Genomic DNA, 13,560 nt, shown 5'->3' with positions numbered 1-13,560 from the left:
TTTTTTGAAAGTCATCGTGCACCTCAGCCCTTTCCGTTTGCGCTCCAGTCCGTAAAGTCAGTCGATCGGCAGGGACGATTTTTCATGATGGATTTCGCGATATTCTGGGATTGGCTGAGTTTCGCCGTGCGCTGGCTGCACGTCGTCACCGGCATCGCCTGGATCGGCTCGTCCTTTTATTTCGTCGCGCTCGACCTCGGCCTGCGCCAACGCCCGGGCATGCCTGCAGGCGCTTTCGGCGAGGAATGGCAGGTGCATGGCGGCGGCTTCTACCACGTGCAGAAATATCTGGTGGCACCGGCCGAAATGCCCGAGCACCTGACCTGGTTCAAGTGGGAATCCTACGCCACCTGGCTGTCAGGCTTCGCGATGCTGTGCGTGGTCTATTATGCCGGGGCGGACCTGTTCCTGATCGATCCGAATGTGCTTGCCATGTCGGTGCCTACAGGCATCTTGCTGTCGCTGGCGACGATCGGCGTCGGCTGGGTGGTCTACGATCTCCTGTGCCGTTCGCCGCTCGGCAACAGCGACACCGGCCTGATGCTGGTGCTGTATGGGGTGCTGGTATTCATGGCCTGGGGACTGACCCACCTGTTCACCGGCCGCGCCGCCTTCCTGCATCTTGGCGCCATCACCGCGACGATCATGTCGGCCAACGTCTTCATGGTCATCATCCCCAACCAGAAGATCGTCGTCGCCGACCTGATCGCCGGCCGTAAGCCCGATCCGAAATACGGCAAGATCGCCAAGCAGCGCTCGCTGCACAACAACTACCTGACGCTGCCCGTTTTGTTCCTGATGCTGTCGAACCATTATCCGCTGGCGTTCGGGACAGAGTTCAACTGGGTCATCGCCTCGCTGGTGTTCATCATCGGCGTGCTGATCCGGCACTATTTCAACACCAGGCATGCGCGCAAAGGCAATCCGACCTGGACCTGGCTGGCGGCGGCCGTGCTGTTCTTGGTCATCATCTGGCTGTCGACGGTGCCGAAGTTGCTGACCGGCGAGGCGAAGGCGTCGGCGGCGGCCCAGGTCTACGTTGCCTCGGCGCATTTCCCTGCCGTGCGCGATACGGTGCTTGGCCGCTGTTCGATGTGCCACGCCGCGGAGCCGTCCTACGAGGGCATCTACCACGCGCCGAAGGGCGTGATGCTCGACACCGATGCCGGCATCGCCGAGCACGCCGGCGAGATCTACCTGCAGGCCGGCCGCAGCCACGCCATGCCGCCCGCCAACGTCACCCAGATCACCGACAAGGAACGGGCGCTGCTGGTGGCATGGTTCGAAGGCGCAAGGAAATGACCAGCACGCTCCTGCGCGGCCGCACGCTGTCGTTTTTGCGCTGGCCCGAAACCGTCGACGACCATTCCGCCTGGCGCTACGAGCAAGATGGCGGCCTGCTGCTCCGCGATGGTAGGATCGTTGCCGCGGGCGCCTATGCCGAGGTCGAGAAAAAGGCGGGCGAGGGAACGAAAAAGATCGACCACCGGCCGCATCTGCTGCTGCCCGGGTTTATCGATGCGCACGCGCATTTTCCGCAGATGCAGGTCATCGCTTCCTTCGGCGCCGAGCTGCTCGACTGGCTGAACACCTACACTTTTCCGGAAGAGACAAAATTCGAGAACGCTCAGCATGGCCGCCGTATCGCCAGGCTGTTCCTGGATGAAGTATTGCGTCATGGCACGACGACTGTCGCCGCCTATTGCTCGGTACACAAGGAATCGGCCGAGGCGTTCTTTGCCGAGTCGCATGACCGCAACATGCTCAACATCGCCGGCAAGGTGATGATGGACCGCAACGCGCCGGACGGCGTGCTCGACACGCCGCAATCGGGTTATGACGACAGCAAGGCGCTGATCGAGGAGTGGCACGGCAAGGGGCGCCAGCACTATGCCATCACCCCACGCTTCGCCATCACCTCGTCACCCGAGCAATTGGAAACGGCGGGCGCGCTCTGCCGCGAATATCCGCACTTGCATATGCAGACGCATCTGTCGGAAAACCACGCCGAGATCGCCTTTACGCAGCAATTGTACCCGCAGACGCGGGACTATACCGACATCTACGAGCAGTATGGACTGCTCGGCCGCAAAAGCCTGTTCGGCCACTGCATTCATCTGTCGGAACGCGAGGCGGATGTGCTTTCGGATAGCGGCTCGGTGGCGGTGTTCTGCCCGACCTCCAACCTGTTTCTCGGCTCGGGCCTGTTCGATTATCAGCGCTATCGCCGCCGCGAGAAGCCGCTCCGCATCGCCGCCGCCACCGATGTCGGCGGTGGCACCAACTATTCGATGCTGCGCACCATGGACGAGGGCTACAAGGTGATCGCGCTGAATGGCGAGAAGCTCAATCCGTTTCAGTCATTCTGGCAACTGACCCGCGGCAATGCCGAGGCCTTGTCGCTTGCGGAAAAGATCGGCACTCTGGAGGAAGGCAGCGACGCCGATATCGTCGTGCTCGACGCCCGCGCCACGCCGGCGATGCGGCTGCGGGTGGAGACGGCGGACACGCTCGCCGAGGAATTGTTTCTGCTGCAGACGCTAGGCGACGACCGCGCCGTGCACGAGGTCTATGTCGCCGGTCGGGCAGTTAAGGCGGACATGGCGACCTAGCTGGTCCCGGCGTCCCGGCTTGACCGAACGGCAGCCATCGGCCAAAGCGTGCGACGAGATTGACAGGGGAACGACATGGCCGTTGCGGACGACATCGCTCTGATCAAGAAACAGGAAGCCGCGCTTGTTTTCTCCGCCTTTGACGAGGCTGTCGCTTTCGAGATCGGCTCGGCGATCCGCGACCGGGCTTTGACCGAGAACCTGCCGATCATCGTCGATATCAGAACCTTCGATCGGCCGCTGTTCTATGCGGCAATGCCCGGCTCGAACGCTTCCAATCCGGACTGGGCGCGGCGCAAGATCAACGTCGTGCGGCGGTTCCTGAAAAGCACCTACCGCATGGTGCTGGAGCAGCAGCGCCCCGACCGCAGCTTCAAGCCTGGCGAGGGGCTGGACATTGTCGACTACGTGCTGGCCGGCGGCGGCTTTCCCATCACTGTCAAGGGCGCCGGTGTCATCGGCGTGATCGCCGTCTCGGGCCTGCCGGAGCGTGAGGACCATGGTGTGGTCGTCGATGCGCTCTGTGCCTATTTGGGCGTGGATAACCAGGAGTTGGTCCTGCCGCCGGAAGCAACATCGTGACGTTGGCGCCGCCCCTCATCCGCCTGCCGGCACCTTCTCCCCGTCTAGCGACTGGGAGAAGGGAAGCGCTCCAACGCTGGCTACCCCCTCTCCCCGTCTCTAGACGGGGAGAGGGTAAGGGTGAGGGGCAGCGCAAACGCCGCAGAAGTTCGCAGAACGTCGGTGGCAGCTCAGTATGACCATTCTCGACCCGAAATCCTTCCTTATATCCATCTTCAACGCCGCCGTTGCCGCCGCCGATCCCCAGAGGACGATCAAGAATCATTTGCCCGCAAGGCCGAAGGGCCGCACGATCGTCATCGGTGCAGGAAAAGGCTCGGCGCAGATGGCGGCGGCTTTCGAGAAAGTGTGGGACCGGCCGATCGAAGGTTTGGTCGTCACCCGCTACGGCTATGGCGCGGCCTGCCGGCGCATCGAGATCATCGAGGCGGCGCATCCGGTGCCGGATGCCGCCGGGCTGGAAGCTTCGCGACGGCTGCTCGAAAAAGTCCAGGGACTGACTGCGGACGACCTGGTCGTAGCGCTCATTTCCGGCGGCGGCTCGGCGCTGCTGCCGTCACCCGCCGAAGGTCTGACGCTGGCCGATGAGATCGCCGTCAACGAGGCGCTGCTCGCCTCCGGTGCGCCGATCACCGCGATGAACACCATCCGTAAGCACCTTTCCACCATCAAGGGCGGCAGGCTGGCGGCCGCCGCATATCCGGCCAAGGTGGTCTCGCTGGTGGTATCAGACATTCCGGGCGACAATCCGGCTCTGGTCGCTTCTGGTCCGACCGTGCCGGACATAGGCAGCCGTGAGGACGCACTGGCGTCGATCGCTGCCTATGGCATGAAGCTGCCGGCTTCGGTCATGGCGCATATCAAGTCGCCGGCGGCCGATGCGCCACGTCCGGACGATCCGCGTTTTATCCGCAACGAGGTGCATCTGATCGCTTCGGCCGGCGTCTCGCTGGAGGCAGCAGCGGCCGAAGCGAAGCGCCGAGGTATTCAGGCCGTCATTCTCTCCGATTCCATCGAGGGCGAGGCACGCGAGGTCGGTGGCATCCACGCCGCAATCGCGCGCGAGGTGGCGACGCGCAGCCGGCCATTTGCAAAGCCGGTGCTGATCCTGTCGGGCGGCGAGACGACGGTGACCCTGCGCGCGAAAGGTAAAGGCGGCCGTAACTCGGAATTCCTGCTCGCCTTCGCCATCGGCATCACCGGCATGGCGGGCGTGCACGCACTGGCCGCCGACACCGACGGCATTGACGGTTCGGAAGACAATGCCGGCGCCTTCGCCGACGGCTCGACAGTTTCGCGGATGCGCGCGGCGGGCGTCGATGCCAAGGCCATGCTTGCCGGCAACAACGCCTGGACGGCATTCAATGCCGTAGATGACCTTTTCGTACCCGGTCCGACCGGCACAAACATCAACGATCTCCGGGCGATATTGATCAAATAGCTCAGGCCGCCATCAGCCTTTTCACCGCTCTCATATCCTGCAGGAACCGCTCGCGTTCGGCCCGCTTGTCCGCCGGCTCGCGAATGCGCAGAATGAAGGACGGGTGGATGGTGACGAAGACACGCAAGCCATCGTCGCGCTCCACTACCGCCCCGCGCATCTTCATGATCGGCACCACCTTGCCGAGCAGCGCCTGCGCTGCAGTGGCGCCGAGTGCCACCGCCAGGTTGGGCTTGATCAGATCGATCTCTTTGTCCAGCCACCAGCGGCAAGCCTGCACCTCGCCGGCATTCGGCTTGGAGTGGATGCGCCGCTTGCCGCGCGGCTCGAACTTGAAATGCTTAACCGCGTTGGTGACGTAGACTTTCAGCCGATCGACGCCGGCATCATCCAGGATCGCGTCGAACACCTTGCCGGCCGGACCGACGAAAGGCTTGCCCGCCAGGTCCTCCTGGTCGCCCGGCTGTTCGCCGACGAAGATCACCTTGGCTTTATCAGGACCCTCACCGAACACGGTCTGCGTGGCATCGCGCCATAGCGGACAGCGGCGGCAGATCTTGGCCGTTTCGCGCAGTTCAGGAATCGTCCTGGCGTCGATTTCTGTCGTGTCCGGGGACTTGCTTGCAGGCAAGCCTCTTGACTGCACCTTGGCATGGTGCGGCGTCGGGGTTGTCTGCATCCTGGCGATCATGACTAAGGCGGCCTTGTTCGCTCCTGCAATCAGACACGCAATGAGCAAAGCCCGCCGAAGGTTCCGCTGAAATTATTCCGCATGGGCCTTCACCGGCAGATGGCCGACGATGTGAAGCCCTAAACCTCGTGCAGATAGAGGTGATAATCCAGTTCGCTGACCGTGCGCGCCACGCGCAGATATTCCGACTGCTTGATCGCCACGAATGTCCGGTGCAGGTCTTCGCCCAATGCGCCCTTGAGGAAGGTCGACGCCCTTGCCGCCTCGATCGCGGCACGCCAGTCGACCGGCATCGTCGTGCGCGTGACGGCGGATTCGTAGCCATTGCCGGTGGTTTCAGGGCCGGGGTCAAGACCTTCGTCGAGACCCCTAGTGATGCCGGCCAGCACCGTTGCCGCGACTAGATAAGGGTTGGCGTCGACGCCCGATGGCCGGTGCTCGATGCGGCGGTTCTTGGCATCGCCGGCCGGCACACGCAGCGCCACCGAACGGTTGTTGACGCCCCAGGTCGGCGCCACCGGCGCATAGGATTGCGATACGAAGCGCCGCCATGAATTGGCGTGCGGCGCGAACACCAGCATCGATTCCGCCATCGTCTGGATCAGTCCGCCGAGACCGCGCAGCAGCGGAAGCGACCAGCTTTCGCCGCCGGCTTCGGCAAAGACGTTCTTGCCGGCATCATCCAGCAGCGAGACATGAAAATGCATGCCAGAGCCGGCATACTTCTCGATCGGCTTGGCCATGAAGCAAGCGGTGACACCATGACGGCGTGCCTGCGCCCGCACCAGCCGCTTGAGCATGACGAGATCGTCGGCCGCCCGCATCACGTCCTTGCGGTAATTGAGCGTCAGTTCGTACTGGCCGGGCGCATATTCCGAGATGACCGTCTCGGCCGGGATGCCTTGCACCTTGGCCGCGGCATAGATGTCGGAAAACAGCGGCTCCATGCCGTGCAGATGGTCGACGGAATAGACCTCTGTCTTGGCCGAGCGGCGGCCGTCGAGCACCGCATGCGCCGGCTGCACCTTGCCTTCGGCATCGCGCTCATTGGCGAGCAGGAAGAACTCGAGCTCGAAGGCGCCGGCCGGATGCAGGCCCTTGGCCGCGAGGATATCTACCTGGCGGGCGAGCGCCAGCCGCGGGTCGGACGACATCGGCTGGCCATCGAGATGGTACATCGCCATCAACACCTGGCCGCGCGGCGGCTGGGTGCCGAACAGCGGCACCAGCGTGCCGGGGATCGGCCACGCCCGCAGGTCGCCGTCGCCGGTCGTCCAGATCAGCCCGGTCTCGTGAACATCCTCGCCGGTGATGTCGAGGCCGAGGATCGAGATCGGCATGTGCCGGCCGCCCTCGAAGATGCTCATCAACTCATGTCGGCGCACGATCTTGCCGCGCCCCACGCCATTGGCGTCGGTCAGCACGATGTCGAACGCTTCGATCTCCGGATGGGCGTCGAGAAAGGCCTGCGCCTCGGCGGGCGTCGAGCCCGAAGGGGATGCCGTGACCAGGTTCAAACTTTGCTTGGGCGCTTGTTTCATGCTGCCAGCTTGTCTCATGCCGTAAGCTTTGCCGCAACCGCGCCGAAGGCGGTGATCAGCCGGTTCACCTGGGCGGCGCGAGTTGCCGGCGAGATCAGCATCATATTGTGGAACGGTGCGATCAGCACGCCGCGATTGACCAGCGCGACATGCATCGCCGCTTCGAGCTCCGGCGCATGCGCCCTCTCGGCTTCGCCGCCATTCCTCAGCGGGCCTGGCGCGCAGATGAACTCGACGCGGGCGCCGACCCGAGCAACATGCCAGGGCAGGCGATAGCGATCGATAACGGCAGTCAGCCCGGCGTCGAGCCGCCGCGCCAGATGGTCCATATGGCTGTAGTTCTCGTCGGTCATGACGTCTTCGAGCGTGGCACGCATCGCCGCGAATTGCAGCGGATTGGCCGACAGCGTTGTCCCCATGCCGGAATAGCCGGGCTCTTTCCGGCTGATATAAGCGGCATAGCGCGCCGCAACGCCTTCGCTCATGCCCCACACACTCGCCGGTATGCCGCCGGCAATCGGCTTGCCGAGCACGAACAGGTCCGGCTCCAGCCCGTATTTGCTTGTATAGCCGCCGGGACCGGTCGAGATCGTATGCGTCTCGTCGATTAGAAGCAGCGTGCCGGTCGCACGGGTGAGACGCCGCAAGCCGTCATGAAAGCCGGCTTCGGGCAGCACCATGCAGGAATTGGTCAGCACCGGCTCGGCGATGACGCAGGCGACATCGTTGCCCTGAAGTGCGGCCTCAAGCGCCGGCAGATCGTTGAACTCGACGATATCAGTTGCCCGCGTCAGGTCGCGGAATTCGCCGGCCAGTCCCGGTCGGTTCACCGCTTTGCCGTCGACCAGCCGGACCATCGTCTCGTCGACCGAGCCATGATAGCAGCCGTTGAAGACCAGGATCTTCTCCCGGCCGGTAACGGCACGGGCAACCCGCAGCGCGAAGCGGTTGGCGTCGGTTGCCGTCGTCGCGATCTGCCACAACGGCAGACCGAAGCGCTGTTGCAGCAGCGGGCCGATGGCGAGCGCGTCCTCGGCAGGCAGCATGTAGGTCAGACCGCGTCCGGCCTGCCGGCGGATGGCGCGGGCGACCGGCGGCGGCGAATGACCGAACATCGAGCCGGTGTCGCCGAGGCAGAAATCGTCGAGCCGGTTGCCGTCGATATCTCTGATGGCGGTGCCTTTGGCCTTATCAACGAGGATCGGGAACGGCGTCGGCCAGTCGTTCATCCAGTGCATCGGCACGCCGCCGAAGAAGCCGGGCAGGCCATTGCCGATTTTCGCCATCGATTTCGGCCGCGCCTGGCGGAAGGCTTCTGCCTCGGTCTCGCGCAACTCGGCAATCCGGGCCGGGCCGATGCCGCCGATGGAGGTCTTTGAATGGTCGATGACGTTCATGGCGGCCCTCTCCGCCGCACTTTAGACAATCGGCATCCGCCACCGCAATTGGCGGGCGGCTGCCCTGTGTTGGGTCAGCGGTCATTTGAATGGAACAGGCGCTTGACCGCGAGCCGCCTTCGGGCGCCAATGGCACTTCGGCTGGAGGGGACACGATGGTGCGGGCGATCATCTGCGCGGCAACGCTGCTGTCGTCGGTTGGTGCGGCTTTGGCATCCGGCGGCATCTGGTGTTCCGCCGAGGATGCAGCCGTCAAATTTGAGGTCGATGCCGGGGTCACCAGAGGCATGGGCGGGCCGACCTTCAATTTTCGCGGCGAGCTCGAAATTCTGGGCAGGCCAGTCGGCGACAGTCTGCGCAAGACTGTGTTCGAGGATCAGAACCTCACGCAATATTGGCTCGACAACAAGGAATTGCGGCTGCTCGTCTATCGCGAACGGCAGGTCGAAAACGCCTACGACTATGTCGAACTGGCGATCCTGACCAAGGCCAGCGACGAAGGCGTCTATGACGGCCGCTATTTGCTCTCAATCTATGATGTAACGGACGATGCCGAAAAGGATGGCAAGCCGGCTGAATTGACCGGCAAAGTATCTTGCGGAGCCGACTAACGGGCTAGGCGGAAATGTCGATGACGCCGCAATCGCCGGCGGCGCTGCCGAACGCGACGCGGCGCTCTTCCTTGTCCCACATCATCGATGTGATGGCGCCCTTGCCTGGCCGGCGCAGCAGCACTTCCCTGGCGTCGGCGAAGCGCACCGCCATCACCATGCCGTCATCATACCCTACCGCCACTACATCTTGGCTCGGATGGCAGGCGACGGAGGTGACCATCGCACTGCCGCGCGTGCCGAGTTCCAGCGGCGCCTTGCCCATCGGCCCATCCTTGCCCGAAAACGGCCAGACGATCGCCGCCGGCGCGCCGGAACTCGCCAGCCATTTGCCCTTGGCGCTCCACGACAGGCTTTTGACCTTGCCGGGATAGCCGGACATCCGCATGTGCTTGCCGTCGGCGAGTTTCCAGCCATGCAGCGCGTTTTCCTGCATTGTGGTGACGACGAAGCCGCCGTCCGGCGAAAACGTGATGCCGGTGTGGGCGCCGGCCCATTCGAGCTCGACCGGCTTGCCGTCGGCGGCCGGGAAATGCAGCGTCGCGCCATTGTAGCGGGCAACGCCGAAGCGCATGCCCTTGGGCGAGAAGGCCAGCCCCTCGACCGAGCGCGGATGCGAGAATTCGCTGGTCTTGCCGTCAGCAAAACGCACATAGGCAATTTTGCCCGAAGCATAGGCAACAGCGCCTTGCGGCCCGGCGGCCACGCTGGTGATCCATTTTTTGCCTGCGGTCGCCAATTCCGCAGTATTGCCGCCTGCGGTCACGGCAAAGATCTTGCCGTCCTCACCGCCGGTGATCAGCCGGTCGTTTGCGCCATCGTGAAGGGCGGCGAGCAGCCCGTCATTGGCCTGCACCGTCTTGTGCCCATGGTCGAGCCGATGGATTGTGCCGTCGGCCAGCGCGAAATGCGGCACGTCGCCAAGGAACACGGCGGCGAGGCAGTGGCCTTCGAGATCGAGCGGGGCGACTGTCGGCATGAGAGACCATTCCGTTCGAGATTTCTGCTGCCCCACCCTTAAGGGGTTGAGCTGCGGGTCTCAACCCGTGCTTCGGATCGTCGTGAGGAGAGAGCGCCAGCGTTGCGGGCGCCCCTTCTCCCACAAGGGGAGAAGGGGGAAAGGGCAGCTAAATCAAGCGGCGTGGCAGGCCTGGAAGCTTGTCTTCAGCCGCTCGGCGTCGAGTTCGCGGCCGATGAACACCAGCCGGCTCTCGTGCTTCTCGCCGTCCTTCCAGGCGCGTTGGTGGTCGCCTTCGATGATCATGTGCACGCCCTGGATGACATAGCGCTCGTCATCGCCTTTCAGCGCGATGATACCTTTCAGCCGCAGGATGTTCGGGCCTTCCATTTGGGTGACCTTCTCGATCCACGGGAAGAACTTTTTCGGGTCCATCTCGCCGCCGCGCAGCGACACCGACTGCACCGTCACATCATGGATGTCGGAAGGGTGCGCGTGATGATGGTCATGCCCGTCATGATCGTGATGATCATGGCCCTCGTGATCATGGTGATCATGATCATGATGGTCGTGATCGTCATGCGCCTCGAGGAAGTGCGGATCGTTCTCCAGCGCCCGGGACAGGTCGAACGCACCGCGATCGAGCACCTCGGACAGCGCCACGCCGGCGCGTGTGGTGCGATGGATGCGTGCCGCCGGGTTGATGGCGCGGATCGTCGCCTCCACCTTGCTCAGCTCTTCGGGGGTGACCAGGTCGGTCTTGTTGAGCACGACGACATCGGCAAAGGCGATCTGGTCCTCGGCCTCGCGGGAATCCTTGAGGCGCAGCGGCAGGTGCTTGGCGTCGACCAGCGCCACCACCGCATCGAGCCTGGTCTTGGAACGCACATCGTCGTCCATGAAGAAGGTTTGCGCTACCGGCACGGGATCGGCGAGGCCTGTGGTCTCGACGACGATGGCGTCGAAGCGGCCGGGCCTGCGCATCAGACCTTCGACGACGCGGATCAGGTCGCCGCGCACGGTGCAGCAGATGCAGCCATTGTTCATCTCGTAGATTTCCTCGTCGGATTCCACGATCAACTCGTTGTCGATGCCGATCTCGCCGAACTCATTGACGATGACGGCGTAGCGCTTGCCATGGTTTTCCGAAAGGATGCGGTTGAGCAGTGTCGTCTTGCCGGCGCCGAGATAGCCGGTAAGGACGGTAACGGGGATCTGCGTCTGTGCGTCGCTCATATTGTGCCTCGAATAGGGATTGTCGGCTCCATATAGGATGTGTGCTCGGCTTTTGCACGAGGCAAACCGATGGGCCAAAGAGGCCGGTATTGCCGAACTTTCCTCACATTGCCGAACGTTCATTGGCGCGGGCTGGCGGTGGGGCCTAGATAGGGCGAGGGGTTGTTCGCACTGAGGAGGCGCCAGATGTCCGACAAGTCCTTGCCATTAAGCCGGCGGCAGGCTCTCGGTCTTGTAGCGGTCACCACGGGCGGCATATTCCTGCCCGCCGGCGCAAGGGCCGGGCAGGTCTCGCCCTATGCCGGGCTTGCTTTGTTCGAAGCCGGTGCCGGCGTCTGCACCATGACGCCCGAGGTCACCGAAGGACCGTTCTATTTCGACCCGAAGCTCGAACGCGCCGATATCACCGAGGGCAAGAAGGGCGTCGCCCTCAATGTGCGGCTGCAAATCGTCGACGCCGCCTGCCGGCCGCTTCCCGGCGCACGCGTCGATATCTGGCATTGCGACGCCCAGGGCGCCTATTCCGGCTATCCCGGACAGGGCGACGGGCAGGATATCGACACGTCCGGCCAGAGCTTTCTGCGCGGCTGGCAGAGAAGCGATGGAAGCGGCATCGCTTCTTTCGCCACCATCTATCCCGGCTGGTATCGCGGCCGCACCACCCACATCCATTTCAAGATCTTCCCCGACGACCGCTCGGCAATGACCGGCCAGATGTTCTTCCCCGACAGCTTGAGCGAGCATATATTCGCCACCGTCGCGCCCTATAACGATCGCCCCGGCAAACGCGATACATCGAACATGCGGGACGGCATTGCGCGGCAGGCCGGGCCGCCGTCGCAGGCAGCGCTGCGGGAAATGGCGGACGCCTATCAGGCCTTGATGGTGGTCGCGGTGAGGGCCGGTTGAGGACACCTCGTCACGTCGCCATCCAGCCGTCGCGGAAAGTCGTTTGTCATCTAACTGAAATAAACATCTGGCATTAGCCACGGCGAACACCGCGATGCTTGCCGGCAAAGCTATTTTCCGAGCCGGAATGTTTTCGATCGTCATTGCCAATCGGCGGCCTGCTTCTATGCTGTCCGCACCGGTTCGGCCGAGGAGGGATGAGCATGGCCAAGGCGGACAAGACTGCAACAATGAGCCGGCTGCATTCGGCGGCGCGGCTGGCGCGCACGGCGCTCGCCGCCCGGCTTCTGGCGCATGGCTTCTATGCCGGTCAGGACCAGATCATGCTGGCGCTCGACCGCGAGGACGGGCAGACGCCCGGCAATCTTGCCGGCCGCCTCGGCGTGCGTCCGCCGACCATCACCAAGACCATCAACCGGCTGCAGGCGCAGGGTTTTCTGGAAAAGCGGGCCTCCTCCGCCGATGCCCGCCAGGCGCATATTTTCCTCACCGACACCGGCCGCGAAATTATCCACGCCATCGAGAAATCGGTGAAGAAGACCGAAAAGCAGGCATTGAAGGGTCTCGACAAGAAGGATCAGAAATCGCTGTTCAAGCTGCTTGCCCGTGTCGAAGCGAATCTTTCGAACGGCGAAATGGTGCTCCCCGATGACGAACTGGATATCGAGGACAAGATCCTTGAATAGGTCACGCGTTCGCCGCTGACGGCCGCCGCGTCAGTGCCGACCAGCGTCCGGGTGTGACGCCGAACGCCTTCTTGAAATGCCGATTGAAATGGCTTTGGTCACTGAAGCCGGCTGCGATGGCGATTTGCGCCAGCGGCTCGTCGCATTCGATCATCCGACGGGCTCGTTGAAGCCGGCGCATCAACAGGAACCGGTGCGGGCTGGTGGAGAAGGTGGCGCGGAAATGCCGCGACAGGGCATAACGGTCCAATCCGGTGATCGCCTCCAATTCATCCGAACGTACAATCCGCGCGACATTTTCCTCCAGATAGTCGCGCGCCAGACTGGCGGCACGCCACGCAGTTTTCGCTATCGGTTTCGCCGGCTGACCGGCGTGCCGGGCCAGGCTTTGCATCAGCTGCGTCATGAAATCGACCACAAACAGCTCGTCCAGTTCCTGATCCAGCGGCCCGAGCGCCGAAAGCAGCGTCGCGCGGAAATCGCGGTCTGTCATCACGGCATCCCCGACAAACGGCAGTGACCCGCCGCCGAGGCAATCGAGCATCAGGGACGGCTCCAAATACAGCATTCTGTAACGCAATCCGTCTTCTGTGCCGGCGCCGCCATCGTGCGTTTCGTCGGGATGAAGGATAATGATCTGGCCAGGCAGGCTCTGATGCGTCGCGCCGCGATAGCGGAAGCTCTGTATGCCATAAAGCGTCACCCCGATTGCATAGGTGTCGTGGCGATGGAGATCGAAGGCGTTGCCGTGGAACCGGGCCTCGATGCGTTCCATGCCGGCAGTACCGGGTGCCGATACGATGCAGTTCTCGGCTGCATCCACGCACAAACGTCCAAGACCCTGAAAGGCTTCCCCGTCTAGACCGTGCGGCATCGCTTCACTCGCAGCCTCGGAT

13 protein-coding genes are annotated in these 13,560 nt (G+C 63.3%); 7 read left to right on the top strand and 6 right to left on the bottom strand.

The window, feature by feature from the left end:
- Nucleotides 1–84 precede the first annotated feature (84 nt).
- The 4 genes from NKH89_RS26680 (at nt 85) to NKH89_RS26665 (ending at nt 4,635) form a co-directional block, all read left to right on the top strand.
- Nucleotides 85–1,302: a urate hydroxylase PuuD gene (locus NKH89_RS26680; protein ID WP_023718072.1), complete on the top strand. Its 1,218-nt coding sequence runs from the start codon at nt 85–87 to the stop codon at nt 1,300–1,302.
- Entirely contained in the window at nt 1,299–2,612 is a 1,314-nt protein-coding gene (gene guaD, locus NKH89_RS26675; RefSeq protein ID WP_352910640.1) for a guanine deaminase, read from the top strand. The genes NKH89_RS26680 and guaD overlap by 4 nt, the downstream gene beginning before the upstream one ends.
- Before the next feature lie 75 nt (nt 2,613–2,687).
- Nucleotides 2,688–3,194 (top strand): heme-degrading domain-containing protein, encoded by a 507-nt coding sequence (locus tag NKH89_RS26670; RefSeq protein ID WP_352910638.1) that lies wholly within the window; start codon nt 2,688–2,690, stop codon nt 3,192–3,194.
- A gap of 175 nt (nt 3,195–3,369) precedes the next feature.
- Nucleotides 3,370–4,635 carry a glycerate kinase type-2 family protein gene (locus tag NKH89_RS26665; protein WP_352910636.1) on the top strand — a complete coding sequence of 422 codons (1,266 nt, stop codon included), beginning with the start codon at nt 3,370–3,372 and terminating at the stop codon, nt 4,633–4,635.
- Nucleotide 4,636: 1 nt separating this feature from the next.
- On the opposite strand, the gene NKH89_RS26660 is transcribed toward NKH89_RS26665, so the two are convergent.
- From NKH89_RS26660 to NKH89_RS26650, 3 genes are all read right to left on the bottom strand, one after another.
- Nucleotides 4,637–5,359 (bottom strand): UdgX family uracil-DNA binding protein, encoded by a 723-nt coding sequence (locus NKH89_RS26660; protein ID WP_280940411.1) that lies wholly within the window; start codon nt 5,357–5,359, stop codon nt 4,637–4,639.
- Nucleotides 5,360–5,445: 86 nt separating this feature from the next.
- Nucleotides 5,446–6,867 (bottom strand): glutamine synthetase family protein, encoded by a 1,422-nt coding sequence (locus NKH89_RS26655; protein WP_352547943.1) that lies wholly within the window; start codon nt 6,865–6,867, stop codon nt 5,446–5,448.
- 14 nt (nt 6,868–6,881) lie between these two features.
- On the bottom strand, nt 6,882–8,264 hold the full coding sequence (locus tag NKH89_RS26650) for an aspartate aminotransferase family protein (RefSeq protein WP_023718066.1): 1,383 nt from the start codon (nt 8,262–8,264) through the stop codon (nt 6,882–6,884).
- A gap of 89 nt (nt 8,265–8,353) precedes the next feature.
- Here NKH89_RS26650 and NKH89_RS26645 point away from each other — a divergent pair, with 89 nt between their 5' ends.
- Nucleotides 8,354–8,875: a hypothetical protein gene (locus tag NKH89_RS26645; RefSeq protein WP_348633211.1), complete on the top strand. Its 522-nt coding sequence runs from the start codon at nt 8,354–8,356 to the stop codon at nt 8,873–8,875.
- A gap of 4 nt (nt 8,876–8,879) precedes the next feature.
- Here NKH89_RS26645 and NKH89_RS26640 read toward each other — a convergent pair whose 3' ends face one another.
- Together NKH89_RS26640 and NKH89_RS26635 are read right to left on the bottom strand one after the other, a co-directional pair.
- Entirely contained in the window at nt 8,880–9,854 is a 975-nt protein-coding gene (locus NKH89_RS26640; protein ID WP_352910633.1) for a WD40 repeat domain-containing protein, read from the bottom strand.
- A 153-nt stretch (nt 9,855–10,007) separates the two neighbouring features.
- Nucleotides 10,008–11,069 carry a CobW family GTP-binding protein gene (locus NKH89_RS26635; RefSeq protein WP_023718063.1) on the bottom strand — a complete coding sequence of 354 codons (1,062 nt, stop codon included), beginning with the start codon at nt 11,067–11,069 and terminating at the stop codon, nt 10,008–10,010.
- 186 nt (nt 11,070–11,255) lie between these two features.
- Here NKH89_RS26635 and NKH89_RS26630 point away from each other — a divergent pair, with 186 nt between their 5' ends.
- Complete coding sequence (locus NKH89_RS26630) at nt 11,256–11,978, top strand: intradiol ring-cleavage dioxygenase (protein ID WP_352484376.1); 723 nt, start codon at nt 11,256–11,258, stop codon at nt 11,976–11,978.
- A gap of 203 nt (nt 11,979–12,181) precedes the next feature.
- On the top strand, nt 12,182–12,664 hold the full coding sequence (locus NKH89_RS26625; protein ID WP_023718061.1) for a MarR family winged helix-turn-helix transcriptional regulator: 483 nt from the start codon (nt 12,182–12,184) through the stop codon (nt 12,662–12,664).
- 1 nt (nt 12,665) lies between these two features.
- On the opposite strand, the gene NKH89_RS26620 is transcribed toward NKH89_RS26625, so the two are convergent.
- Nucleotides 12,666–13,538, bottom strand: a complete 873-nt coding sequence (locus tag NKH89_RS26620; RefSeq protein WP_352910629.1) for an AraC family transcriptional regulator — start codon at nt 13,536–13,538, stop codon at nt 12,666–12,668.
- Between the last annotated feature and the right edge of the window lie 22 nt (nt 13,539–13,560).

The organism is Mesorhizobium sp. M0923 (assembly GCF_040319365.1).
Lineage (GTDB): Bacteria > Pseudomonadota > Alphaproteobacteria > Rhizobiales > Rhizobiaceae > Mesorhizobium.
This window is presented reverse-complemented; position numbering and strand designations above follow the sequence as displayed.

Excerpts from the sequence above, each read along its gene's own strand:
- NKH89_RS26680 (WP_023718072.1), top strand. The coding sequence starts at position 85 with ATGATGGATTTCGCGATATTCTGGGATTGGCTGAGTTTCGCCGTGCGC.
- NKH89_RS26645 (WP_348633211.1), top strand. The coding sequence starts at position 8,354 with ATGGAACAGGCGCTTGACCGCGAGCCGCCTTCGGGCGCCAATGGCACT.
- guaD (WP_352910640.1), top strand. The coding sequence starts at position 1,299 with ATGACCAGCACGCTCCTGCGCGGCCGCACGCTGTCGTTTTTGCGCTGG.
- NKH89_RS26670 (WP_352910638.1), top strand. The coding sequence starts at position 2,688 with ATGGCCGTTGCGGACGACATCGCTCTGATCAAGAAACAGGAAGCCGCG.
- NKH89_RS26620 (WP_352910629.1), bottom strand. The coding sequence starts at position 13,538 with ATGCCGCACGGTCTAGACGGGGAAGCCTTTCAGGGTCTTGGACGTTTG.
- NKH89_RS26630 (WP_352484376.1), top strand. The coding sequence starts at position 11,256 with ATGTCCGACAAGTCCTTGCCATTAAGCCGGCGGCAGGCTCTCGGTCTT.
- NKH89_RS26665 (WP_352910636.1), top strand. The coding sequence starts at position 3,370 with ATGACCATTCTCGACCCGAAATCCTTCCTTATATCCATCTTCAACGCC.
- NKH89_RS26625 (WP_023718061.1), top strand. The coding sequence starts at position 12,182 with ATGGCCAAGGCGGACAAGACTGCAACAATGAGCCGGCTGCATTCGGCG.
- NKH89_RS26655 (WP_352547943.1), bottom strand. The coding sequence starts at position 6,867 with ATGAAACAAGCGCCCAAGCAAAGTTTGAACCTGGTCACGGCATCCCCT.
- NKH89_RS26640 (WP_352910633.1), bottom strand. The coding sequence starts at position 9,854 with ATGCCGACAGTCGCCCCGCTCGATCTCGAAGGCCACTGCCTCGCCGCC.
- NKH89_RS26650 (WP_023718066.1), bottom strand. The coding sequence starts at position 8,264 with ATGAACGTCATCGACCATTCAAAGACCTCCATCGGCGGCATCGGCCCG.
- NKH89_RS26635 (WP_023718063.1), bottom strand. The coding sequence starts at position 11,069 with ATGAGCGACGCACAGACGCAGATCCCCGTTACCGTCCTTACCGGCTAT.